19 protein-coding genes and 1 pseudogene are annotated in these 23,115 nt (G+C 71.5%); 15 read left to right on the forward strand and 5 right to left on the reverse strand.

Annotated features, from left to right (window positions below):
* The first annotated feature begins 40 nt into the window (after nt 1-40).
* Entirely contained in the window at nt 41-1,009 is a 969-nt protein-coding gene (locus AB0D14_RS40695) for a DUF2510 domain-containing protein (RefSeq protein ID WP_362789305.1), read from the forward strand.
* A gap of 26 nt (nt 1,010-1,035) precedes the next feature.
* Here the strand turns inward: AB0D14_RS40695 and AB0D14_RS40700 are convergent, their stop codons facing one another.
* Complete coding sequence (locus AB0D14_RS40700) at nt 1,036-2,238, reverse strand: amino acid deaminase/aldolase (RefSeq protein ID WP_362789263.1); 1,203 nt, start codon at nt 2,236-2,238, stop codon at nt 1,036-1,038.
* A gap of 859 nt (nt 2,239-3,097) precedes the next feature.
* Between AB0D14_RS40700 and AB0D14_RS40705 the strand changes: the two genes are divergently transcribed.
* Both AB0D14_RS40705 and mycP read left to right on the forward strand, forming a co-directional pair.
* A complete protein-coding gene (locus tag AB0D14_RS40705) occupies nt 3,098-4,414 on the forward strand; it encodes a hypothetical protein (RefSeq protein ID WP_362789266.1) in 1,317 nt (438 codons plus the stop codon).
* Nucleotides 4,411-5,616, forward strand: a complete 1,206-nt coding sequence (mycP, locus tag AB0D14_RS40710; protein ID WP_362789269.1) for a type VII secretion-associated serine protease mycosin — start codon at nt 4,411-4,413, stop codon at nt 5,614-5,616. The genes AB0D14_RS40705 and mycP overlap by 4 nt, the downstream gene beginning before the upstream one ends.
* A gap of 40 nt (nt 5,617-5,656) precedes the next feature.
* Here mycP and AB0D14_RS40715 read toward each other — a convergent pair whose 3' ends face one another.
* Nucleotides 5,657-6,595 (reverse strand): serine hydrolase, encoded by a 939-nt coding sequence (locus tag AB0D14_RS40715; RefSeq protein ID WP_362789271.1) that lies wholly within the window; start codon nt 6,593-6,595, stop codon nt 5,657-5,659.
* A 191-nt stretch (nt 6,596-6,786) separates the two neighbouring features.
* On the opposite strand from AB0D14_RS40715, the gene AB0D14_RS40720 reads away from it, so the two are divergent.
* Nucleotides 6,787-7,518, forward strand: a complete 732-nt coding sequence (locus AB0D14_RS40720) for an SseB family protein (protein WP_362789274.1) — start codon at nt 6,787-6,789, stop codon at nt 7,516-7,518.
* A 46-nt stretch (nt 7,519-7,564) separates the two neighbouring features.
* Here AB0D14_RS40720 and AB0D14_RS40725 read toward each other — a convergent pair whose 3' ends face one another.
* Complete coding sequence (locus AB0D14_RS40725; protein ID WP_362789276.1) at nt 7,565-7,930, reverse strand: DUF1844 domain-containing protein; 366 nt, start codon at nt 7,928-7,930, stop codon at nt 7,565-7,567.
* A 387-nt stretch (nt 7,931-8,317) separates the two neighbouring features.
* On the opposite strand from AB0D14_RS40725, the pseudogene infC reads away from it, so the two are divergent.
* The 10 genes and pseudogenes from infC to AB0D14_RS40775 all read left to right on the forward strand — a co-directional run bounded on the left by infC (nt 8,318) and on the right by AB0D14_RS40775 (nt 20,234).
* Nucleotides 8,318-9,047 (forward strand): annotated as a pseudogene (gene infC, locus AB0D14_RS40730) (translation initiation factor IF-3).
* A gap of 130 nt (nt 9,048-9,177) precedes the next feature.
* Nucleotides 9,178-9,372 carry a 50S ribosomal protein L35 gene (gene rpmI, locus AB0D14_RS40735; RefSeq protein ID WP_073499621.1) on the forward strand — a complete coding sequence of 65 codons (195 nt, stop codon included), beginning with the start codon at nt 9,178-9,180 and terminating at the stop codon, nt 9,370-9,372.
* 95 nt (nt 9,373-9,467) lie between these two features.
* Nucleotides 9,468-9,851 (forward strand): 50S ribosomal protein L20, encoded by a 384-nt coding sequence (gene rplT, locus AB0D14_RS40740; RefSeq protein ID WP_362789279.1) that lies wholly within the window; start codon nt 9,468-9,470, stop codon nt 9,849-9,851.
* A 238-nt stretch (nt 9,852-10,089) separates the two neighbouring features.
* A complete protein-coding gene (locus AB0D14_RS40745) occupies nt 10,090-10,932 on the forward strand; it encodes an RNA methyltransferase (protein ID WP_362789281.1) in 843 nt (280 codons plus the stop codon).
* A gap of 122 nt (nt 10,933-11,054) precedes the next feature.
* The gene (locus AB0D14_RS40750; protein WP_362789283.1) at nt 11,055-12,221 is read left to right on the forward strand and encodes an ATP-binding protein; all 1,167 of its coding nucleotides are present in this window, start codon (nt 11,055-11,057) and stop codon (nt 12,219-12,221) included.
* A gap of 148 nt (nt 12,222-12,369) precedes the next feature.
* On the forward strand, nt 12,370-13,524 hold the full coding sequence (gene pheS / locus AB0D14_RS40755; protein ID WP_362789285.1) for a phenylalanine--tRNA ligase subunit alpha: 1,155 nt from the start codon (nt 12,370-12,372) through the stop codon (nt 13,522-13,524).
* Nucleotides 13,524-16,025 (forward strand): phenylalanine--tRNA ligase subunit beta, encoded by a 2,502-nt coding sequence (pheT, locus tag AB0D14_RS40760; protein ID WP_362789287.1) that lies wholly within the window; start codon nt 13,524-13,526, stop codon nt 16,023-16,025. Before pheS ends, pheT begins: the two co-directional genes overlap by 1 nt.
* Before the next feature lie 466 nt (nt 16,026-16,491).
* The gene (locus AB0D14_RS40765) at nt 16,492-17,526 is read left to right on the forward strand and encodes a PP2C family protein-serine/threonine phosphatase (RefSeq protein WP_362789308.1); all 1,035 of its coding nucleotides are present in this window, start codon (nt 16,492-16,494) and stop codon (nt 17,524-17,526) included.
* 664 nt (nt 17,527-18,190) lie between these two features.
* On the forward strand, nt 18,191-19,531 hold the full coding sequence (locus AB0D14_RS40770; RefSeq protein WP_362789289.1) for a transcriptional regulator: 1,341 nt from the start codon (nt 18,191-18,193) through the stop codon (nt 19,529-19,531).
* 157 nt (nt 19,532-19,688) lie between these two features.
* A complete protein-coding gene (locus tag AB0D14_RS40775; RefSeq protein WP_362789291.1) occupies nt 19,689-20,234 on the forward strand; it encodes an NUDIX hydrolase in 546 nt (181 codons plus the stop codon).
* A gap of 22 nt (nt 20,235-20,256) precedes the next feature.
* On the opposite strand, the gene AB0D14_RS40780 is transcribed toward AB0D14_RS40775, so the two are convergent.
* A complete protein-coding gene (locus AB0D14_RS40780; protein WP_362789294.1) occupies nt 20,257-20,514 on the reverse strand; it encodes a hypothetical protein in 258 nt (85 codons plus the stop codon).
* Between the two features lie 216 nt (nt 20,515-20,730).
* Nucleotides 20,731-21,591 carry a 3-hydroxybutyryl-CoA dehydrogenase gene (locus AB0D14_RS40785; RefSeq protein ID WP_362789297.1) on the reverse strand — a complete coding sequence of 287 codons (861 nt, stop codon included), beginning with the start codon at nt 21,589-21,591 and terminating at the stop codon, nt 20,731-20,733.
* A 181-nt stretch (nt 21,592-21,772) separates the two neighbouring features.
* Between AB0D14_RS40785 and AB0D14_RS40790 the strand changes: the two genes are divergently transcribed.
* Nucleotides 21,773-23,071, forward strand: a complete 1,299-nt coding sequence (locus AB0D14_RS40790) for a family 10 glycosylhydrolase (RefSeq protein ID WP_362789300.1) — start codon at nt 21,773-21,775, stop codon at nt 23,069-23,071.
* The last annotated feature ends 44 nt before the right edge of the window (nt 23,072-23,115 follow it).

A 23,115-nucleotide genomic window follows, 5' to 3' on the forward strand; every position in this document is an offset into this window, starting at 1 on the left:
GATCCCCACACCGGACAGGCCCTAGAGTGCCGGGATGAGCATGACGACCCCGCCCGGCTGGTACCGGGACCCCTCAGCCTCGCACCTGGAGCGCTGGTGGGACGGGACCGCCTGGACCGAGCACCGCCGTACGCCCGAGACGCAGCACCAACAGCCCCAGCAACAGCCACAGCAACAAGGGCCGTATGCGCCGCCGTACGCGCAGACGGTGCCGATGGCGTCGAGTGGCGGCTCCGGGCGTGCGAAGGCGATCGCCCTCACCACCGCGGCGGCCGTCCTCGTCGCCGCCATCGTCACGGGCGCCGTCGCCCTGAGCGGGGACGACGGCGACGGCGTCCCCGAGGCGAGAACCGGGCCGACGCCCACGGACTCCGCCCCGACGAGCGCGCCGCCCTCGCCCGCGCCCTCGGAGTCCACCTCGAAGCCGTCCGCCGACGACCCCGCCATCGTCGTGGACCAGCTCAACGGCATCACCCTGCCGCTCCTCGACGGCTGGGCCAGACCCGAGAACGTCTCCGACGACGACATCGTGATGACCACACCCGGGACGTACGACTGTCCTGGCGACGACGGTCTCTGCCGCCACGGCACGGTCATCTCGCGCACGGTGACCGCGAACGACGAGAAATCCCCCGAGGCACTCGCCAAGGACGACATCCCGGACGCCGCCGACCTGGCGTACGACCGCAACGAGGTCGACGAGCGCCCCTTCCACGGCATCACGTCCCACCAACTGGCCAAGCAGGGGCCGGTCGCGGTCGCCGGGCGCACCGGATACCTCGTGCGCTGGCGCGTCAGGACCGAGGCGGGGCCCGGCGGCTACGTCCAGTCGATGGTGTTCCCGTCCAGCGTCGGCTCGGAGTCGCCGGTCCTGGTGCGGTACGTCTTCGACGCGGGCGGGGAAGGGCCGCCGCTCGCCGACATGGACCGGATCACCAAAGGAATCCGGCCGGTCGGCGACGAGGACACGAGCGGCGGCGTCGGCAGCGACATCGGCCCCACGCGGTAGGGCCGGGCCCCAGGTGGCGTCAGGGCCTACAAGAACGTGTGGCCCTCGCCGCGATACGTCGGCACCGACCCCGTCACCGTGTCGCCCTCCACGAGGTGCAGTACGTCGAACCGCTCGCACAGCTCCCCGGCCTTCGCGTGCCGGAACCACACCTTGTCGCCGATCAGCAGATCGTCGGCGGGCGAGCCGAGCAGCGGCGTCTGCACCTCACCGGCGCCCTCCTGGGCGTCGTACCGCAGCCCCTCGGGGAGGTACGGCTCGGGCAGCCGGTCCGGGCCCGGGGCGCCCGACGCCGGGTAGCCGCCGCCGAGGACGGTCACGACGCCGACCCCCGGCCGGCGCACGACGGGCTGCGCGAAGAGTGCGGCCGGACGCCCGCTGAACGACGTGTAGTTGTCGAAGAGCCGAGGCACGTACAGCCCCGATCCCGCCGCGATCTCGGTCACGGAGTCCTCGGCCGCGGTGTGCTGGACGCTGCCCGTGCCACCGCCGTTGACGAACTCCAGATCCGGCGCGACGGCTCGAACGGCCCGCACGACGTCCGCCCGGCGCTGCGCCAGTTCCCTGCGGGCCGTGGCCTGCATCAGCCGGATCGCGCGCGACCGCAACGGGCGCCCCTGCAGGGAGTCGCCGACCCCGGCGATGTGCCCCTCGTACGCCATGATCCCCACCAGCCGGAAACCGGGCCGGCGGGCGACCGCGCGCGCCATCTCGGCGACCTGGGCGGCGGAACGCAGGGGGGAGCGGAGGGCCCCGACCCGGATCCGTCCGCCGAGCATCCTCAGCGCGGTGTCCAGTTCCAGGCAGACGCGCACCTCTTCGCGGCCGCCGTCCCGGGCTTCGTCGATCAGCCGCAGCTGCGCAGGGTCGTCGATCATGACGGTCACGGCGGCGGCGAGCTTGGGATCACCGGCGAGCTCGGCGTACGCCGCCCGGTCGGCGGACGGATAGGCGAGCAGTACGTCCTGGAAGCCGGAACGGGCCAGCCACAGCGACTCGGCGAGCGTGTAGGACATGAGCCCGGCGAAGCCCTCCCGGGCCAGGACGCGCTCAAGCAGGGCCCGGCAGCGGACCGACTTGCTTGCGACGCGTACGGGTTTCCCCGCCGCCCTCCGTAGGAGATCGTCCGCGTTGGCGTCGAAAGCCTCCAGGTCCACGATCGCGATGGGTGCGTCTAGGTGAGCGGTGGCCCGGTCGTAGCGGGCCCGGTCTGCGGCGCGGGCAGTCATGTGCGAAGACTGCCAGACCGGATTACCGCAGGGTAGGGGGATGTTCCGGGCAGATGCCCCGGGCCTGCGGACTGGTTCCCACGCGCACGGCGTCAGCCCGTAGAGTGACGCGCACGCCAGCGGGGAACGGATCCGGAAGGGTTCCTTCGGCGAAATGGTCGTCCGGGGTCGAGGAAACGGGGGGTGCATGAGCACGGAAGCGCGCCGCGCCTCCATCCCTCCGCGCCCGTCGACACCACCGGAGCCGCCCGCGACGGAGAGCGAACGACAGCCGTCGGAGGGGTCCGGTGTCGCGGGTGCCTGGTTCGGGCCGAGCCCCGCGAGTACGCCGCCGCAGCCGCGCACGTCCGACGGAGCCGTTCTTCGGGACGCTCCCTCGCCCGACTTGCCGCGCTTCCCGAACCTCCGCCCCACCGGCGGCGAACAACGGCGGACGCCCGAGACGCCCGAGACCTCCGAGACGCCTCCGCCGCCACCGGCTTCGGCCCGTTTCCCGGACACACCGCCCGGTGGGACAGGATTCCTGCCCCCTCCTGCCACTGGGCCGGGGGGTGATTCGAGGCGCGCCGGCCAGGGCGATGCCCCGCCGCGTCCGGCGACGGCACCGCGTGCTCCGATGGCGGGCGCCGAGTGGACGAGCGCCCCGCCGCGTCCGACGGACGAGCCCCATGGTCCGAGCAGGAGCGCCCCGACGGCCCCTGTCCCGTCGCGTCCGGTGGGCGAGTCGGGGACGGCTTCGCGGTCGGCTTCCGGGTCGGCTTCCGAGCGTGTCGACCAGCGGGACTTCCCGCCGCGTCCCGCTGGTGAGCCGGGTGCCGCCGCCCGGAACACCCGGGGGACGGAGGTTCCGCCGCGCCCCGTGAGCGCGCCCAGCCCCTCCGTGCCGAACGGCCGGGAGGAGCAGGCCCCGGCCCGCCCTGCCACCGAGCCCCGGGCCGCCACCGGCAAGACCTCGCAGCGGCCCAACCCCGGTCTGCTCCTGCGCCCCTTCGCCCCGCCGAGGCCGGACACTCCGGCCCCCCGGCCGGACGCCGGCGAACGCCGGACCACCCCGCCGTCCGAACCCGGCGCGGGGGAGCGCCAGGCGGGTCCGTCGCTGCCGCCTCGCCCGGGTACCTTCCAGCCGTTCACTCGGCGTACCGGAACGCCGGAAGAGGCCGCGGCGCTGTCGGAGATAACGACCCGGCTCCGGCCCGTTCCCGCCGCCCCACCCTCATCCCCGCCCCCGCCTCCGGAACCGAGCACGCCACCGTCCGGCAGGCCGATGTCCGGCCCGGGGGAGCCCTTCACGGGCGAGTCCTTCCTGAGCCCCTCCCCGCACATCCCCGCACCTCCGGACCCGGCGCCCCGGCCGTTCGTGTCCCTCGCATCCCCTGACACGTACGACGACGACACCGTGCACGCGCGTCCGGCGGGCCCCCGCCGACGCAGCAGCGTGGTGGCCGCCACGGCCTCCGTGGTGCTGGGGCTCGGCCTCATCGGCGGTGCGGTGACGGGGAGTTGGCTCACCGAAGACAGCTCGGGCGGGTCCGGGACGCCGGACGCGTTCACGGCGGCCGGCGACCTGTGGCACAGCATCCCCGTCGACGAGCTCTTCCCGCCCACGGTCAAGGGCGAGGGCGCGGGCCCCGGCGGGGCCGACCGCACGTGGACCCGGATGGCCGTGGCCCCCGACAGCGGCTGCAAGGACGCCTTCGACCCGCTCCTGCAGAAGGCCCTCGCGCCCGCCGGCTGCCTGCGGCTCCTGCGCGCCACCTACACGGACGCGACCCGCAGCCATGTCACGACGGTCGGGCTGCTGTTCACGAAGGCCGACTCCGCCGCCATGGGCGTACTGCACCGCCGGTTCGAGGCGCAGGGGCTCGACAGCCGGCGTGATCTCATGCCCCGCCCGTACGCGGCGAAGGGCACCGTCGCCGCCGGCTTCGGCGACGGCCAGCGCGCGTCATGGACGCTGTCGGTCCTGACCGACGCCCCGGTCGTCGCCTTCGCGGTCTCCGGCTTCGCCGACGGCCGTACCGTCACCGAACCGCAGTCCGCCGAGGACGCGATGAAGTCCGACGCCACCACGCCGACCGCCCAGGCAGGCCTCGGCCACGACGCGCAGGGCCTCGCCGACCGCGTCGAGCGCAGCCTCCGCAAGACCGTCAACTCGGCGACGGAGAAGCCGTCATGACCCGTAAGGCGCCCCGCGGAAGCCGTAAGGCCCCCCGGGGAAGAGGACTGCTGGTCGCCGTCATGGCGGCCGGGCTCGCCCTGCTTCCCACCACCACCGCTCACGCCGACGGCATCCGTGCGAAGCAGTGGGCCCTGGACGCGATGCACACGCAGGAGGCCTGGCGGACGACGAAGGGTGAGGGCATCACCGTCGCCGTCCTCGACACGGGCGTCGACGCCGAACACCCCGACCTCGCGGGCAACGTCCTCACCGGCAAGGACATGGTCGGTTTCGGCGCCGACCGGGGCGACCGCCCCTGGGCACGGCACGGCACGGCGATGGCCGGCATCATCGCGGGCCACGGACACGGCACGGGCAACGCCGACGGAGTCATGGGCATAGCCCCGGAAGCGAAGATCCTCCCCGTCCGCGTGATCCTCGAAGACGGTGACTCGGCCCGGGGCAAGGCCCGTAACACCCGCGGCAACGCTCTTGCCGAAGGCATCCGGTGGGCCACCGACCAGGGCGCCGACGTCATCAACCTCTCCCTCGGCGACGACTCCAAGTCCGCCCATCCGGAGGCATCCGAGGACGCCGCCGTCCAGTACGCCCTGAAGAAGGGCGCCACCGTGGTCGCCTCGGCCGGGAACGGCGGCGAGAAGGGTGACCACATCTCGTACCCGGCGGCCTACCCGGGTGTGATCGCCGCGACCGCCGTCGACCGCTACGGAACCCGCGCCTCGTTCTCCACCCGCCGCTGGTACGCCACGGTCAGCGCCCCCGGTGTCGACGTCGTCATCGCCGACCCCGACCAGAAGTACTACGAGGGCTGGGGCACCAGTGCCGCCTCGGCGTTCGTCTCCGGCGCCGTCGCCCTCGTGAAGGCGGCCCACCCGGGCCTGTCCCCGGCCCAGGTCAAAGACCTGCTGGAGGAGACGGCCCGTAACGCTCCCACAGGCGGCCGGGACGACTCCCGGGGATCGGGCTTCGTGGACCCCTCGGCAGCCATCAAGGAGGCCGCCGGGCTGAAGCCGGAGGGCCTGACCGCGGCGGCCCACGCCGAGAAGTACTTCGGCGAGGGGCCGGACACGGCCGAGGACGACCGCCCCTCGAACGCCTGGGCCGGCCCCCTGGCAGGCAGCGTCGGCGGAGTCCTCCTCGTGGTGGCGACCATCCTGTGGCGAGGCAGCAGGCGCCCCCGCCACCCCGACGCTTCTTAGGGCCTCGACGGGCCTCGACGAGGGCGGGTCCGGGTCCGGGTCAGGCCCTCGCGAGAACGGACACGGCGGCCTTCGAGGCTGCCTCCACCAGTGAAATCCCTCCGGCCTTGGTGGAGTTGCCGTCGGACAGCACGGCCACGAGGTAGCCGCGGCCGTCCACCACCACCCGTCCGACGCTGTTGATGTCCCACAGCCCGGTCGAGCTCCGCGGCAACCACCCGTTCTTCAGGGCGAATCCGGTGGGCCCCGCAGCGGACACACCCCAGTCCTGCCCCGTGGCGATGTCCTCCATCAGCCCCCGCAGATACCGCCGCGAGTCCTTGTCGAGCACCGAGCCGCCCTCGTCCCCGAACACCTGCCCCAGCAGGGTGAGCTGGTCGGCGGCCGTGGTCTGCGTCAGCCCCCACAGCGGCCCGTCCCCGCCCTCGGTGCCGGTGAGCCCGAAACGTTCGTTGGCCTCCGCCAGCCCCTGTTTCCCGCCTATCGCCTTCCACAGGGCCGTGGCGGACGCGTTGTCACTGTCGCGGATCATCGTGCCGGCGTACGACTTCTCCTGCGCGGTGAGCCCACGCCCCGCGTCCTGGGCCCGCAACAGCAGCGAAGCCAGAATGTCGACCTTCACGATGCTCGCGGTGTCGAACGCCCCGTCCCCGTACACCGCGCCGTGTCCGGACTCCGTGTCCAGCACCGCCACGGACACCCGCGCCCCGGCCTCGACGGCGATGTCCCCCACCGCCTCGGCGAGCAGCCCGTCAGGACCGGGCGCGGAGGTAGCCGCCGCAACATCCACAGTTGCCTCCGTTGCCCCAGGTGCTGCCGGGGAGGATACGAGCGCACCGGCGTCGTGCGTCCGCCCCGTCACGTACGCCGTCCCCGCGACCGTGGCACCCAGGAGCAGGACGGAAGCGGCCGCCGCGTGCCCGAGGGGCCTGCCGCGGGACGGGCGGTCACTGCGCCGCCGGGCTCTGTGAGGGAACATGCCGCGAGCCTGGGCCGTGCCACTGTGCGCCCGGTTGGACACGGATGAGAAGCGTGTCAGGGATCGCTGAGAAGTCCCTGAGTCCGGTGATCCTGGGAGCCCTGGGAGCCCTGTGAGTCCTGTGGAGGCTCCGTCTCCGGCGGCGGCCCACCGGCGGAGCCTGACGACCCCCACCGATAGGGTTGGTGACCGTGGTGAACAAGAACATCCCCGACCCCGGCTTCTCCGACGACGACGGCTCCGCCGACCCCCGGCTGAGCGAGGCGCTCGCGGCCTGGGCCGAGGACCGGTCCGCGCACGGTCCCGTCCTGGCGGCGCTCAAGGACGCGCGGCTTCTCGTTCCGGTCGTCGCCGTGCTGGGTGAGGTCGAGGAGGACGAGAAGGGGCTGCGCCGCGAGAAGACCAGCGACATGGCCGTCCCCACCCTCAAGGCCGGCGGCCGCACCGCGCTTCCCGCCTTCACCTCCACCGAGTCACTGGCCCGCTGGGACCCGACGGCCCGCCCCGTCGCCGTACCCCTGCACCAGGCACTCCAGGCCGCCGCGCACGAGAAGGCCGACACGCTTGTGCTCGACCTCGCGGGACCGGTCGCGTACGAGCTGACCGGCCCCGCCCTGCTGGCCCTCGCCGAGGGACGTACGACGACGGACCCGCTGGCCGATCCCGCCGTGGTCGCCGCGGTACGCGCCGCGGTCGCCGCCGAGCCCTTGGTGCTCCGTGCCCACCTCGGCCCCGGGCAGGCCGACGGCACCCTCGCCCTGGTACTGGACCCCGCCGCCGCCCCGGCCGAAACCGCCCAGGCCGTGGCCGGGCGCCTCGCAGCCGACGAAACGCTGAGGGCCCGCCTGGTGCGCGGCCTCGACCTGGCACTCCTGCCGGCCGACGCGACGCCACCGGGCGAGCCCCTGTACGTACGCCAGTAGATCTGTACGTACGCCGGTAGATCTGTCCCGTGCGCAGGGCCCGGTCTCAGCCGAAGACCGGGCCCGTGTACTTCTCGCCCGGGCCCTGGCCCGGCTCGTCCGGGACGAGCGACGCCTCGCGGAACGCCAGCTGCAGCGACTTCAGGCCGTCGCGCAGCGGCGCGGCGTGGAAGGAGCTGATCTCGGTCGTGCTCGCGTCGAGCAGCCCGGCCAGCGCGTGGACCAGCTTGCGCGCCTCGTCGAGGTCCTTGTACTTGTCTCCCACCCCTTCTTCTGGGGCCAGGCCGAGCTTCACGGCGGCGGCGCTCATCAGGTTCACGGCGACCGTGACCAGGACCTCGACGGCGGGGACCTCGGCGATGTCGCGGGTCATGTCGTCGAAACCGGGGGACTCAGGAGGGGTGTCACTCATGCCCCACACGATAGGCCCAGGCCCGTCGGCCCCCGCCCGCGGGAGACCCCGCGGCAGACGCGGGAACGGTGCGTGCGCACCGGTTAGCACCACCCGGGGGGAGCTGCTAACCTTGTGTTACGACCGGCCGGACACTCCTGTGCCCGGCCCACAAGTGGAGGCTCCGATCTCCCACCCGACCATCCTCCGGGAAGGCGGGTCATCCGGTCAGGCGGTCCCCATCGTTCCGTACGGACGATGGAGCCGCTGGATATGCGCCCCGCGGTGATAGCGGCGGTGCTCCGGTAATCCTTGGAGCCACCGCCTGTGTCCCGTCCGGGGCATTTTTCATGTCCCGCAGCGGTTGGTTCAGTGAAAAGACGTACGCGAGCTGTCTGCCAGACAGCCGTGTGGTGCTATCCGAGGAGGATCCATCAGCGCCGAGCCCCGCATCAACGACCGGATTCGCGTTCCCGAGGTACGACTTGTCGGTCCCAGTGGTGAGCAGGTCGGGATTGTCCCGCTTGCCAAGGCACTGGAGCTTGCGCAGGAATACGACCTCGACCTGGTCGAGGTGGCCGCGACTGCGCGCCCGCCGGTCTGCAAGCTCATGGACTACGGGAAGTTCAAGTACGAGTCGGCCATGAAGGCCCGTGAGGCGCGCAAGAACCAGGCGCACACGGTCATCAAGGAGATGAAGCTCCGGCCGAAGATCGACCCGCACGACTATGACACCAAGAAGGGTCACGTCGTCCGGTTCCTCAAGCAGGGCGACAAGGTCAAGATCACGATCATGTTCCGTGGTCGCGAGCAGTCCAGGCCGGAACTCGGCTACCGACTGCTGCAGCGTCTCGCCACGGACGTCGAGGATCTCGGGTTCATCGAGTCGAACCCGAAGCAGGACGGCCGAAACATGATCATGGTTCTCGGCCCGCACAAGAAGAAGACCGAGGCGATGGCCGAGGCCCGCGAGGCTCAGGCGGCGCGCAAGGCTGAGGCGAAGGCCAACCCGGGCAAGTCGCAGAACCACGCGGGCGACGACATGCCCGAGGGCGAGGTCGACGGCGAGGTCGACGAGGCTGAGACCGAGGCCGCCGAGATCGCCGAGGCCCCGGCCGAGGCTCCCGCCGAGGCCTGACCCCGGGGCGCGAGTCCCAGGCGGTTTCCGGACGCGAGTCCGGGGACGTCAACCGATACGTATGACGTTCCGTTGTGCCCGGTTTAACGACCGGGCACAGGAACGCCACCGACGAGGAGAGTACGGCGCCATGCCGAAGAACAAGTCGCACAGCGGTGCCAGCAAGCGCTTCAAGATCACCGGCTCCGGCAAGGTGCTCCGCGAGCGTGCCGGCAAGCGCCACCTGCTTGAGCACAAGTCGTCGCGCGTGACGCGCCGCCTCACCGGCACCGCCGAGATGGCCCCGGGCGACGCCAAGAAGATCAAGAAGCTTCTCGGCAAGTGACGTTCCGGCGCCTCGGCGCCGTACGTCAGGACCGGGACCCCATCGATTTCGGGCCGTGTGAGTACCGCCACGGCCCCGCTGCAAGGAGTTAACAAGTGGCACGCGTCAAGCGGGCAGTCAATGCCCACAAGAAGCGCCGGGCGATCCTCGAGGCCGCCAAGGGCTACCGCGGTCAGCGTTCGCGCCTGTACCGCAAGGCCAAGGAGCAGGTCACCCACTCCCTGGTCTACAACTACAACGACCGCAAGAAGCGCAAGGGCGACTTCCGTCGGCTGTGGATCCAGCGCATCAACGCCGCTGCCCGCGCCAACGGCATGACGTACAACCGCCTCATCCAGGGTCTGAACGCCGCGAACATCGAGGTGGACCGCAAGATCCTCGCGGAGCTGGCCGTCAACGACGCCAACGCGTTCGCCGCGCTCGTCGAGGTCGCTCAGAAGGCCCTGCCGTCGGACGTCAACGCGCCCAAGGCTGCGTGACGCCGGCGCTGGCCTACGCCGGAGCCAACTGTGGGTCCGCCAGCCTTTTGGCTGCGGGCCCACATTTGTTTTCTTTTCGCCGCGCGTGGAGGCGGCTGGTCCGGCACCGCCGGAATCCGCCGTTGTGGCTGAGCGCCGTCGCGGCGGAAACGAACACTCCGCCCGGCGAGCGGAACGAGCTGCCCGGACCTGCGAAGCAGCGGATGACGTGCTTCGCCCGTGAACCAAAGGTGCATCCATGCCTCCCGGCCCTGAGCTGATCTCCCCGCGCTCGCCGCGTGTCTCCGCCGCCCGACGGCTCGCGAGGCGGAGCTTCCGGGGCAAGGAGCGGCTGTTCCTCGCCGAGGGGCCGCAGGCCGTGCGGGAGGCCGCCGCGCACCGGGTCGGAACCGAGCCCGCCCTCGTCGAACTGTTCGCCACGGTCGACGCCGCGGAGCGGTACGCCGACATCGTGGGGGAGGCCCGCGACGCCGGCGCCCGGGTGCACCTCGCCGCCGACGACGTGATCGCGGACATCTCGACGACCGTCACCCCGCAGGGGCTCGTCGGGATCTGCCGGTTCCTGGACACCCCGTTCGAGAAGATCATCGAGGCGCGGCCCAGGCTGGTCGCCGTGCTGGCGCATGTACGGGACCCCGGAAACGCGGGCACCGTCCTGCGGTGTGCCGACGCGGCAGGCGCCGACGCCGTCGTCCTCACCGACGCCTCCGTCGACCTCTACAACCCCAAGTCCGTGCGGGCGTCCGTCGGTTCGCTGTTCCATCTGCCCGTCGCGGTCGGCGTACCCGTGGAGCAGGCGGTGCGCGGGCTCAGGGACGCCGGCGTACGCATCCTCGCCGCCGACGGCGCGGGCGAGGACGACCTGGACGACGAGCTCGACAAGGGCACCATGGGCGGGCCGACCGCCTGGGTGTTCGGCAACGAGGCGTGGGGGCTCCCGGAGGAGACACGTGCGCTGGCGGACGCCGTCGTGCGCGTACCGATCCACGGGAGGGCCGAGAGCCTGAACCTCGCGACGGCGGCCGCCGTATGTCTCTACGCGTCGGCTCGCGCGCAGCGTGCCCGCCGCGCTCGTTCCTGAGGGGGTCCGTTCCGTCACTCCCAGCTAGTAGGGTGACGGGCTCGGGGACCCGCCCCAAGCTCTCGGCTGCGCTCGAGCAGGGAGGTTGCCCCCGGATGCCGGACGAGAGGTGGGGTACGGGGATGAGTGTCGGCACGAGCGGTGCGCAGAGCGCGCTGCGGACCCACGACGTGCGGAGCGCTCCCGCGTCCAGGCACGCTGATCCCGCCGAACGGAGTGTCGGCCTCGCAGAACCGGGCGTCGACCCCGACGATCTGCCCGACGGACTCGTGATCGCCGACGAACGCGGCCGGGTGATCTGCTTCAACGCCGCGGCCGCCCGGATCACCGCCACCCCCGCCACCGAAGCCCTCGGCCGCCACCTCGACCGGGCCCTGCCGCTGGAGGACCTCGAAGGCCGCCGCTGGTGGCAGCTGACCGACCCGTACGGCGGTCTCGCGATCCGCGTCGGACAGCCCGAGCGCAATCTGCTGCTGCCGGGAGGCCGGGAGGTGCTGGTCACGGCGCGGTACGTGCGGGTGCGGCCCACCGGCCCGGTCCGCCGTTTAGTCGTCTCGCTGCGCGACACGGAGGGCCGCCGCCGCACCGAGCGCAGCCACGCCGAGCTGATCGCCACGGTCGCCCACGAACTGCGCTCGCCGCTCACCTCCGTCAAGGGCTTCACGGCCACGCTGCTCGCCAAGTGGGAGCGGTTCACCGACGACCAGAAGAAGCTGATGCTGGAGACGGTCGACGCGGACGCCGACCGGGTCACGCGGCTCATCGCCGAGCTCCTCGACATCTCCCGCATCGACGCCGGACGACTTGAGGTACGCCGTCAGCCCGTCGACATAGGCGCCGCCGTCGGCCGCCACATCCAGGCGTACGTCGCCGCCGGCCAGTCCGCCGACCGCTTCCTGCTGCGCATCGGCCAGCCGCTGCCCGACCTGTGGGCCGACCCCGACAAGGTCGACCAGGTGCTCAGCAACCTGCTGGAAAATGCGGTGCGGCACGGCGAGGGAACCGTCACCATCGACGTAGAGCCCGCGCCGTCGCCCCGTGAAGGGGAGGACGTCTGCACGTCGGTCACCGTGAGCGACGAGGGCGCCGGCATCCCGGAGGAGTCCATGAACCGCGTCTTCACCCGCTTCTGGCGGGGCAGCAAGCGCGGTGGCACCGGCCTCGGGCTGTACATCGTCAAGGGCATCGTCGAAGTCCACGGCGGCACCATCACGGTCGGCCGCGCCCCCGAGGGCGGCGCGCAGTTCCGATTTACGCTGCCCGTGGCCACCCCGGCGTATCTGCAGTAACGCCGAAGCGGGCCCCCACGGGCGCATTCGTCTGCCTCACCCCCGTTAGACTCGGCCTCTGGCACCTTTGCGTCCCCATTTCAGGGACCGGGCGTCCCGCGAGTCGCGACGGGGACCGTCGGCCAACCAATCGGAAGCACGGGAAGAGATGTCGGCACCGAACAAGTCGTACGACCCTGTTGAGGTCGAGGCACTGAAACCGGAAGAGATCGAGCGCATGCGGGACGAGGCGCTCGCCGCCTTCGCCGCCGCCGGTGACCTCGACACGCTCCAGGAGGCCAAGGTCGCCCACACCGGCGGCGCCTCGCCGCTGGCCCTCGCCAACCGCGAGATCGGCGCACTGCCCCCGCACGCCAAGGCCGCCGCGGGCAAGCTCGTCGGCCAGGCCCGCGGCGCCGTGAACAAGGCTCTCGCCGGCCGCCAGGCCGAACTGGAGGCCGAGCGGGACGCCCGCGTGCTGGTCGAGGAGGCGGTGGACGTCACCCTGCCGTACGACCGTGTACCGGCCGGCGCCCGGCACCCGCTGACCACCATGATGGAGCGGGTCGCGGACGTCTTCGTGTCCATGGGATACGAGATCGCCGAAGGCCCCGAGGTCGAGGCGGAGTGGTTCAACTTCGACGCCCTGAACTTCGGCCCGGACCACCCCGCCCGGCAGATGCAGGACACGTTCTTCGTCCAGGGCTCGAAGACCGCGGCCGACGGCGGTTCCGGCGCGAGGGACACGGACGGCGGGTCCGGTGTCGTGCTGCGGACGCACACCTCGCCCGTCCAGGCCCGCGCGCTCCTCGACCGGAAGCCGCCCGTCTACATCGTGTGCCCCGGCCGCGTGTACCGGACGGACGAGCTGGACGCCACGCACACCCCGGTCTTCCACCAGATCGAGCTGCTGGCCATCGACGAGGGCCTCACCATGGCCGACCTGAAGGGCACCCTGGACCACATGGTCCGCTCGCTCTTCGGCGCCGACATGAAGACCCGGCTGCGCCCGGCCTTCTTCCCCTTCACCGAGCCGTCCGCCGAGATGGACATGCTCTGCTACGTCTGCCGGGGCGAGTCCGTCGGCAACCCCGACCGCCCCTGCCGCACCTGCTCCAGCGAGGGCTGGATCGAGCTCGGCGGCTGCGGCATGGTCAACCCGCGGGTGCTCGTCGCCTGCGGTGTGGACCCCCAGAAGTACAGCGGATTCGCCTTCGGGTTCGGCATCGAGCGGATGCTGATGTTCCGCCACAACGTCGAAGACATGCGAGACATGGTCGAGGGTGACGTCCGGTTCACCCGGCCGTTCGGGATGGAGATCTGATGCGGGTCCCGCTTTCCTGGCTGCGGGAGTACGTCGACCTCCCCGCCACCGAGACCGGCCACGACGTGCAGGCCAAGCTCGTGTCCGCGGGCCTTGAGGTCGAGAGGGTCGAGCAGCTCGGCGCCGACCTCAAGGGCCCGCTCGTCGTCGGCCGCGTGCTGACCATCGAGGAGCTGGAGGGTTTCAAGAAGCCCATCCGTTTCTGCACGGTCGACGTAGGCCAGGCCAACGGCACCGGTGAGCCGCAGGAGATCGTCTGCGGCGCCCGCAACTTCGCCGTCGGCGACAAGGTCGTCGTGGTCCTGCCCGGCGCCGTGCTGCCCGGCGACTTCGCGATCGCCGCGCGCAAGACGTACGGCAAGACCTCGCACGGCATGATCTGCTCCGGCGACGAGCTGGGCATGGGCGACGACGGCAGCGGCGGCATCATCGTCCTGGCGCCCGAGCACGAGGTCGGCACGGACGCCGTCGAACTGCTCGAACTCGTCGACGAGGTCCTCGACATCGCCGTCACGCCCGACCGCGGCTACGCCCTGTCGATGCGCGGCGTCGCCCGTGAGACCGCCACCGCCTACGGCCTTGACCTGCGCGACCCGGCGCTGCTCGACGTGCCGAACCCGAACGCGTTCGGCCACCCGGTGCAGATCGCCGACCCGCTCGGCTGCGACCGCTTCACCGCGCGCACCGTCACCGGTCTGTCGCCCGAGGCACGCTCCCCGATCTGGCTGCGTCGCCGCCTCCAGAAGGCCGGCATGCGCCCGATCTCGCTGGCCGTCGACATCACCAACTACGTGATGCTGGAGCTCGGCCAGCCCCTGCACGCGTACGACCGCTCCCGGATCCAGGGCGCGATCGGCGTGCGCCGGGCCGAGCGGGGCGAGAAGTTCACCACCCTCGACGGCGCCAAGCGCACGCTGGACGCCGAGGACCTGGTGATCACCGACGACCGAGGGCCCATCGGCCTCGCCGGTGTCATGGGCGGCGCCAACACCGAGATCGACGACGCCATGGGCACCACCACCGAGGTCGTCGTCGAGGCCGCGCACTTCGACCCGATCTCCATCGCCCGCACGGCCCGCCGGCACAAGCTGGCCTCCGAGGCGTCCAAGCGCTTCGAGCGGGGCGTCGACCCGGAGGCCGCGTCCGCCGCCGCCCAGCGCACGGTCGACCTGCTGGTCCTCCTCGCGGGCGGCACCGCCGACGCCGGTGTCACCCAGGTCATCACCCCGTCCGCGCCGCACACCATCACCGTCCCGGCGAACCACCCGGACCAGGTCGCGGGCGTCGAGTACGGCCGCGAGACCGTCGTACGCCGCCTGCAGCAGGTCGGCTGTGACGTCTACGGCCAGGACGAGCTGATCGTCACCGTCCCGTCCTGGCGTCCCGACCTGACGGACCCGAACGACCTGGCGGAGGAGGTCATCCGCCTTGAGGGCTACGAGAACCTGCCCTCGACGCTGCCCAAGCCCCCCGCGGGCCTCGGCCTGACCGACCGGCAGCGGCTGCACCGCCGGATCGGCCGCGCACTGGCCGGCGCCGGGTACGTGGAGGCGCTGAACTACCCCTTCATCGGGACCGAGGTGCTCGACCAGCTCGGCCTGGAGGCCGACGACCCCCGCCGCACCCTGGTGAGGCTGGTCAACCCGCTCTCCGACGAAGAGCCCGCGATGCGTACGACGCTGCTGCCGGGGCTTCTCGGCGCGCTGCGGCGCAACGACGGCCGCGGCTCGCACGACCTGGCGCTCTTCGAGACCGGTCTGGTCTTCCGGCCGACCGGCGAGGAGCACAAGGCCGAGCGCCTGTCCGTCGACCGCCGCCCCACCGACGAGGAGATCGCCGGGATCGACGCCGCGCTGCCGCGCCAGCCGCGCCGCGCCGCCGTCGTCCTCGCCGGTGCCCGCGAGCAGGCCGGCTGGTGGGGCAAGGGACGCCCGGCCCACTGGGCGGACGCCGTCGAGGCCGCTCGCGTCATCGCCCGTGAGGCCGGTGTCGAACTGACCGTGCGCGGCGACCGGCACGCTCCCTGGCACCCGGGCCGCTGCGCCGCGCTGTACGTCACGGTGAACGGCGAGGAGACGCTCGTCGGCCACGCCGGTGAGCTGCACCCGCGGGTCATCAAGGCGCTGCACCTGCCGGAGCGCAGCTGCGCCATGGAGATCGAGCTCGACCTCCTGGAGCAGGCGGGCACCGGCGCCCTTCTCGCTCCGCGCATCTCCACGTTCCCGGTCGCCACACAGGATGTCGCGCTGGTCGTCTCCGGGGACGTCGAGGCCGCCGACGTCGAGACCTCGCTGCGCGAGGGCGCGGGTGAACTCCTCGAATCCATCCGGCTGTTCGACGTGTACGCGGGCGAGCAGCTCGGTGAGGGGCGGAAGTCGCTCGCCTACGCGCTGCGCTTTCGCGCGGGAGACCGGACGTTGACCGTGGACGAGGCGTCCGCGGCACGCGACTCGGCGGTCGCCCTCGCGGGCGAGCGCACGGGGGCGGTTCTTCGGGCGTAGCTCCGCCGGGTGGCTCCGCTGGTTGTGCCGGGGGACTGTGGGCCGTGAGTCGGGTGCGGATGCGCCTGGCCGGGCGCGCGGTCCCCCGCGCCCTTCAGAGGGCACCCCGGCACCCCCTGGCTCTCTGTGATCACCTCACTCTTTTGAGTGGCAAGTGTGGGCGCTCTGGTCCGATCGGGGCACACGATCGACAGAATCGATCCGGCCGAAGCGGCCGGTGCCTGCGCTGAACAGGGCCTAGGGGGCCGTCGGCATGATCCGTATCAAGGCTGGAGTGTCCCGTCGGGCCGGGCCCGGGGCGAACCACCGGACACCATGGCGGAAAACCGTCACTCGCGCACTGGGCCGTGACCCGGCCCACGAGCTCCGTCGCGCCAGGGGCCGGGTCCGCCGCCGGCTCGGCCGAGCAGAGGCCCGCCGGCTCGGCCGGAACCGGCAACGGCTGCGTCGTGCACTCGCGTTGGGGATGCCCACCGCCTGGGGCGCGACGGCCATCACGTACAAGCTGACCTGTCCGCTCGCCCAGCAGAACGGGCTCAGCGCGCGCATCGTCACCTGCGCCGTCTTCTTCGCCGTCGGTATGGCATTGATGCTCCATGTCAGGCGAGGACTCGTGCGGGAACTGCGGCAGATCCGCAGGATCGCGGGAGCCGCCCAGGGCACCCTCCTGCGTCCGCTGCCGCCGAGCGTCGACGGGCTGAACGTCGCGGCCGCCCAGTTCTCCGCGGACCACGGGGAGAGCGTCGGGGGCGACCTGTACGAGGTGATCGGTACAGAGCACGGCGTCCGGGTCGTGATGGGCGACGTCCGCGGGCACGGACTGGCCGCCATCGGGACCGTCGCCGCCGTACTCGGCAGCTTCCGCGAGGCCGTCCACGACGAGCCCGAACTCCCCGGCGTGCTGCGGAGGCTGGAGCGCGCCATGGGCCGGCATCTCAGGGAGCGCGCGAAGGGCGAGCATCCCTCGTCCGGGCTCGACCCCGAAAGCCCGGTCGCGGAGGAGTTCGTCACCATGCTGCTCCTGGAGATCGGCCGCGACGGCGAGGTGCGCGCCCTGAACTGCGGTCACCCATGGCCGTATCTGCTCCGCGCGGACGGTGGACCGGCCGAGGCAGAAGAGCGAGCCGAGGTACGAGGACGGGTGGTGCACCTCGGCTTCGGTGATCCGCTGCCTCCCCTCGGACCCTTCCCCCTCCCCGCCGAACTGCCCGTCGTCCGCTGCGGGCGTCTGCAGCCCGGCGAGGCGCTGTTCCTGCACACGGACGGTGTCGACGACGCCCGTGACAGCGCCGGCCGGTTCTTTCCCCTGGCCGCCGCGCTCACCGAGGCCACCCGCGCCCGGCCGGCCGCACCCCAGGCCGTACTGGGGGAGGTCTTCACCCAACTGCTCGCCCACGCGGAGGGACTGCCCTCCGACGACGTGGCCGTACTGATCCTGCGCAACGACCGACCGCAGGCGTCCACACCGCAGGGCGACCGTATGGCCCACCAGGTCAAGTGACCGCCCGGCACCCGCAGTCCGGGACCGTGCCCCGTCATGACCGGTCATGCCCCGTTGGAGTGAACGGATCTTCTTGAAGGGGTGCTGGGGATGCCGCGGACAGGACAGCGCCGAGCACCCGGACACGAAGGGTGAGTGAAGATCACACGTTGGTCGACACGCGGTACCGTCATGTTGACGGCAGTGGGCGGGGGCACCTCGCCTTGACGGCCGCGCGTGGGGGTACCTCGCCGTCGGCAGAACCGCAGGGGGCATCGGACGAACCGATGGGGGGCGGGTCGGCCGAACAGCCGGGGCGCAGCCCCCGGCAGGCAGATCATCAACAGCACGGCTCATCAACAGCACGGCGCCGACCTGATCTCACGCCGCCGGTCGGCGGATCGGTCCGGCACAACCCGGCCGAGTGACCCGGCGGGGCCGTCCGCCCCGCCACGGAGTGTCGGGCAGGCGGCTGGGCGGACGGCGTGAATCCGGGCCGCCGCACTGTACGAGGGGGAGCCGGCGGCCCGGCCGGCCTCTTGCGAGGCATTTAAGTCAACCGGTTCACAACTCTCCGCGACAGGAGCGTACCCGCCCGGATCCGGGCACTCCGTTCACACCCCGTGTGAAGCCGAACGCGCTAGGTTGAAGGCACCCGTCGGCTCCGAGCCACCGGATGGCATTCATGCAGCCCAACACTCTGCTCGACGCGGTCCTCGACGAGGCCGGCATCTCGCACGCCGGACTCGCCGCCCATGTGAACCAGGCGGGGCGGCGACGCGGTCTCGCGCTCCGCTACGAACACACCGCCGTGGCACGGTGGTTGAAGGGGCAGCGGCCCCGCGGCCAGGTGCCCGACCTGATCTGCGAGGTGCTCGCCTCCCGGCTCCAACGTCCCGTCACGCTCGACGACATCGGCCTCGGCGTGCCCGGCGAACCGGCCGCCCCGCACGGCACGACGCTTTCCGGTTTCGTCGAGCGCGCCACCGCCCTGTGGCGCTCCGACGAACAGCAGCGCCCGCACATCCTGGGCGCCCCCGCCGTCACCGGTACGCCCGCCGTGATGCCCGTCTGGGAGTGGGAGAACCCTCCGGAGGACGTGGACGTCTCGCGCGGCGGACGGCACCGCGTGAGCATGACCGACATCGAGATGCTGCGCGCCGCCCGTGCCCACTACGAGCAGATGTACCGCAAGGCGGGGGGCATCGCGACCCGTACCCGCATCGTCGGTTTCCTCAACTCCGAGACCGCGCCGCTGCTCAGAGGCAGCTACGCCGACGCGACGGGCCGTCAGCTCCACCGTGCCACCGGTGGCCTGGTGGCGATCGCCGGCATCTGCGCGTACGACTCCGACGCGCACGGGCTCGCCCAGCGCTACTTCCACCAGGCGCTCCGACTCGCGAAGGCCAGCGGGGACAGAGGACTTGGCGCCTACGTCATCGCGCTCCTCGTCAACCAGGCGCTGTTCATGCGTGAGCACCGGCAGGCCGTGGCCTTCGCCGAGGCCGCGCTGCGCGCCGCGGGGCGGCACATCACTCCGGCGCTCGCGTCGGACCTCTCCGCGATGCAGGCCAAGGCGTACGCACACCTGGGCGACGGCAGTAGCGCGCTGTCCTGCATCCGGCGTGCCGAGCAGGCCGCCGACCGCATCCGGCGCGGCTACGAACCGGACGAGACGGGCTATGTGCAGCCGGGCCTGGTCAACGTGCAGGTGGCGGAGGCGCTGTTGAGCCTCGGCGACCTGACCGCCGCGCGGGAGCACGCCGCGGCCGCCGTGGACAACCCGGCGCACGACCGGGGGAGGGTGCACCGGCTCGCCATGCTCAGCCAGATCGAACTGCGCCAGGGAAACGCCGACAGCGCGGTGGTGACCGCGGTCGAGATGGCGGAGAGGGCGCGGGGGATGGAGTCCCAGCGACTGCGCGACAGACTGCGGGCGGTACGCGAACATCTGGTGGCCAGCGGGTGCGCGGGGACTTCCGAGGCCGCCGAACTCATCGACGGAGCGCTGCGCGTACCGCTCTAGGAACTTGTTCGCGCGAAGACGTCCCGACCGTTTCCGGGACTCCCGAGTCCTCCGGTGTGGGCAACTCTGCCCCACTCATGCCCCACCCCGGCCCCTACCCCTGCGCCTGCCGCTGCGCTGCGATATTGCCATCTACTCGGCGGAAGGTGGCAGAACAGTGCAGTGGACGAAACAGAACGAACAAATCGTGTACGCAAACCGATGGTTCAGCGTCAATCTCGCAGATGTCGAGCTGCCCGACGGTCGGCATCTCGACCACTTCCTCATCCGGCTGCGGCCCGTCGCCGTGGCCACCGTCGTGAATGGGGCGAACGAGGTGCTCCTTCTGTGGCGGCACCGCTTCATCACCGACAGCTGGGGATGGGAACTTCCCGCGGGCGTCGTCGAGGACGGCGAGGACATCGCCGTCGCGGCGGCCCGCGAACTGGAGGAGGAGACCGGTTGGCGGCCGGGACCCCTGCGCCATCTGATGAGCGTCGAGCCCTCGAACGGGCTCACCGACGCCCGGCACCACGTCTACTGGGCCGACGAAGGTGCGTACATCGGACACCCTGTGGACGACTTCGAGTCGGACCGCCGGGAATGGGTTTCTCTCAAGCTCGTTCCCGACATGGTCGCCCGCGGTGAGGTTCCGGCCGCCAACATGGCAGCCGCGCTGCTCCTCCTGCACCATCTGAGGCTCGGGCAGGACGCCTTACCCTGATCCCCCACCGCGTCCACGGGCCTTACCGGCCCAGAGCCTGCCAGACCGCCACGGCCAGTGCGCCCACCGCCGTGACGACCGCGACCGCGCGCAGCGGCCAGCGGGTGTGTTCAAGAGCGATGACCCGAGTACTCAGGTCCTCGATCTCCTTGGCGGTCTGTTCGGCGCGATGACTGAGCAGAGTCATTCCGCCCTCGACGGTGGCATGGGCCACGTCGAGGCGACGGCGTAACTCTGCGAGTTCTCCTCGGACCATGGGATGCTCCGGGTCGGCGGTCAATTGTCCGTTCCTTTCCGTAGTCATCACATCCCTTCAATGCGCACAGAAAGTCAACCCGCCTGGTGGGCGCCTGGGGAGAGTGTGCGAGGGGCATATGCGAGCCCGCCGTGCACACGGTGTGTGAATGCAGCGGGCCCGGCCCTCAAAGGAGAGCCGGGCTCGCGCAGGCCTACGGTTATACGGACAGTAGTCGCATGCCCCTCGGGGGCGGAGCGCTCACGCGTAGCTGTAGAAGCCGGACCCCGACTTCCGCCCCAGCCGCCCCGCGTCGACCATCCGCTGAAGCAGCGGCGGAGCCGCGTACAGCGGCTCCTTGTACTCCTCGTACATCGAGTACGCGACGGAGGAGACGGTGTCGAGGCCGATCAGGTCGGACAGCTTGAGCGGGCCCATCGGATGGGCGCAGCCCAGCTCCATACCGTTGTCGATGTCCTCGCGGCTCGCCATGCCGGACTCGAACATCCGGATCGCGGAGAGAAGGTAGGGGATCAGCAGCGCGTTGACCACGAAGCCCGAGCGGTCCTGGGCGCGGATCGCGTGCTTGCCCAGGATCTTCTCGACCAGGGACTGCGCCCGGCTGATCGTCCCCTCGGAGGTGGTGAGGGCCGGGATCAGCTCGACGAGCTTCTGCACCGGGGCCGGGTTGAAGAAGTGGATGCCGATGACCTGGTCGGGGCGCGAGGTGGCGACGGCGAGCTTGACCAGCGGGATGGAGGAGGTGTTCGAGGCGAGGATCGCGTCCTGCCGGACCACCACCTGGTCGAGCACCTGGAAGATCTCCGTCTTCACCTGCTCGTTCTCGACGACCGCCTCGATCACCAGGTCACGGTCGGAGAACTCGCCGAGATCGGTGGTGAAGGAGAGCCGCTCCTGCGTGGCGTCCCGCTCCTCCTCGGAGATCTTGCCGCGCTCGGCCGCCTTGGAGAGTGAGTTGTAGAGCCGGGTCCGGCCAATCTCCAACGCCTCACCAGTGGTCTCGGCGACCATCACATCCAGGCCGGCGCGGGCGCACACCTCGGCGATGCCCGCTCCCATCTGGCCGCAGCCCACCACTCCGACGCGTTCGATGTCGGTCACATCGTCCCTTTCGCTCTCACTGTCACGGGGCCCGCAGGTATCGGGTGTCCGTTGTCCGGTCTCTGCGGGCGCCACGCCACGTTACTCCGGACTTGTCCACGATCGACGGGCCGGGTCGGGCATGCTGTGCGAGGTAGACGGTCCGTGACCAGGCGGACCCACTGTGTTTGGGGTGTGCGGCATGCGGCGTATGTCACGACGGGGTTTTGCGGCAGCGGCGGCGGTCGGACTGTCGGGACTCGTCACGGCGGGACTGGCGGTGGCGGCGGAGCTGTCCGGCGGTGACGGAGGGGGCGGGGGCGGAGAGTCCGATGATCGCGGGCGCCGGGATCCTGCCGGTGCGCTGCGCGGCATGTGGGTGTCGACCGTGGCCAACCGTGACTGGCCCTCCAAGCCCGGCCTGACCGCGGCCCAGCAGCGCAGCGAACTGCTCGCGCACCTCGACACCGCGGTGAAGCGCCGGCTGAACGCCGTGATCTTCCAGGTGCGTCCCACGGCCGACGCCCTGTGGCCCTCGCCCCACGAGCCCTGGGCGCAGTACCTGACCGGCGTCCAGGGCAAGGACCCCGGCTGGGACCCGCTCGGCACCGCCGTCGAGGAGGCCCACGCGCGCAAACTGGAACTGCACGCCTGGTTCAACCCGTACCGCATCGCCAACCACACCGACCCGAAGAAGCTGGTCGCCTCGCATCCGGCCCGCACCCATCCCGAGTGGGTCGTGCCCTACGGCGGGAAGCTCTACTACAACCCCGGCCTGCCCGAGGTCCGCGCCTTCGTCCAGGACGCGATGCTCGACGCGGTGCAGAAGTACGCCGTCGACGCCGTCCACTGGGACGACTACTTCTACCCGTATCCGGTCGCGGGCAAGGCCTTCGACGACGACGCCGCGTACGCGGCACACGGTGGGAAGTTCACCGACCGGGCGGCATGGCGGCGCGACAACATCGACCGGCTGGTGAAGGAGACGGCCGCCCGGATCAAGAAGATCCGGCCCGGCACGAAGTTCGGGATCAGCCCCTTCGGAGTGTGGCGCAACGCCGCGACCGACCCGCTGGGCTCGGACACCCGGGCCGGCGTGGAGACGTACGACGACCTGCACGCGGACACCAGGAAATGGGTCCGGGAGAACTGGATCGACTACATCTGCCCGCAGCTGTATTGGTCGGCACAACCGCTTGACCAGGATGTTCCTGCTAACTATGCAGTCCTTCTGCCCTGGTGGGCAGAGGTTGCGAGGGGGTCTGGGACACAGCTCTACATCGGGGAGGCCCTCTACAAGGCGGGCGACCCGGCACAGCCCGCGGCCTGGCAGGACCCGGCGGAGCTGTCCAAGCACCTCACCCTCGCCAAGAAGCACCCAGAGGTGCGGGGGCATGTGTTCTTCGCCGCCAAGGAAGTAAAGGTGGACCGGATCGGGGCCATGGCCCGGGTGGTTGCTGACCACTACCAGGGGCTGGCGCGGACGCCTCGGCCATTCTGAGGTTCCCCCGCTGCTCGGGAGGCTCTGACCAGCTGGTCAGAGCC

The organism is Streptomyces sp. NPDC048484 (assembly GCF_040651415.1).
Lineage (GTDB): Bacteria > Actinomycetota > Actinomycetes > Streptomycetales > Streptomycetaceae > Streptomyces.

Bases quoted from the DNA above. Each gene is read 5' to 3' on its own strand.
- pheS (WP_362789285.1), top strand. From the start codon at position 12,370: ATGTCGGCACCGAACAAGTCGTACGACCCTGTTGAGGTCGAGGCACTG.
- rpmI (WP_073499621.1), top strand. From the start codon at position 9,178: ATGCCGAAGAACAAGTCGCACAGCGGTGCCAGCAAGCGCTTCAAGATC.
- AB0D14_RS40765 (WP_362789308.1), top strand. From the start codon at position 16,492: ATGCCCACCGCCTGGGGCGCGACGGCCATCACGTACAAGCTGACCTGT.
- mycP (WP_362789269.1), top strand. From the start codon at position 4,411: ATGACCCGTAAGGCGCCCCGCGGAAGCCGTAAGGCCCCCCGGGGAAGA.
- AB0D14_RS40750 (WP_362789283.1), top strand. From the start codon at position 11,055: ATGAGTGTCGGCACGAGCGGTGCGCAGAGCGCGCTGCGGACCCACGAC.
- AB0D14_RS40715 (WP_362789271.1), bottom strand. From the start codon at position 6,595: ATGTTCCCTCACAGAGCCCGGCGGCGCAGTGACCGCCCGTCCCGCGGC.
- AB0D14_RS40700 (WP_362789263.1), bottom strand. From the start codon at position 2,238: ATGACTGCCCGCGCCGCAGACCGGGCCCGCTACGACCGGGCCACCGCT.
- pheT (WP_362789287.1), top strand. From the start codon at position 13,524: ATGCGGGTCCCGCTTTCCTGGCTGCGGGAGTACGTCGACCTCCCCGCC.
- AB0D14_RS40790 (WP_362789300.1), top strand. From the start codon at position 21,773: ATGCGGCGTATGTCACGACGGGGTTTTGCGGCAGCGGCGGCGGTCGGA.
- AB0D14_RS40745 (WP_362789281.1), top strand. From the start codon at position 10,090: ATGCCTCCCGGCCCTGAGCTGATCTCCCCGCGCTCGCCGCGTGTCTCC.
- AB0D14_RS40770 (WP_362789289.1), top strand. From the start codon at position 18,191: ATGCAGCCCAACACTCTGCTCGACGCGGTCCTCGACGAGGCCGGCATC.
- AB0D14_RS40725 (WP_362789276.1), bottom strand. From the start codon at position 7,930: ATGAGTGACACCCCTCCTGAGTCCCCCGGTTTCGACGACATGACCCGC.
- AB0D14_RS40695 (WP_362789305.1), top strand. From the start codon at position 41: ATGACGACCCCGCCCGGCTGGTACCGGGACCCCTCAGCCTCGCACCTG.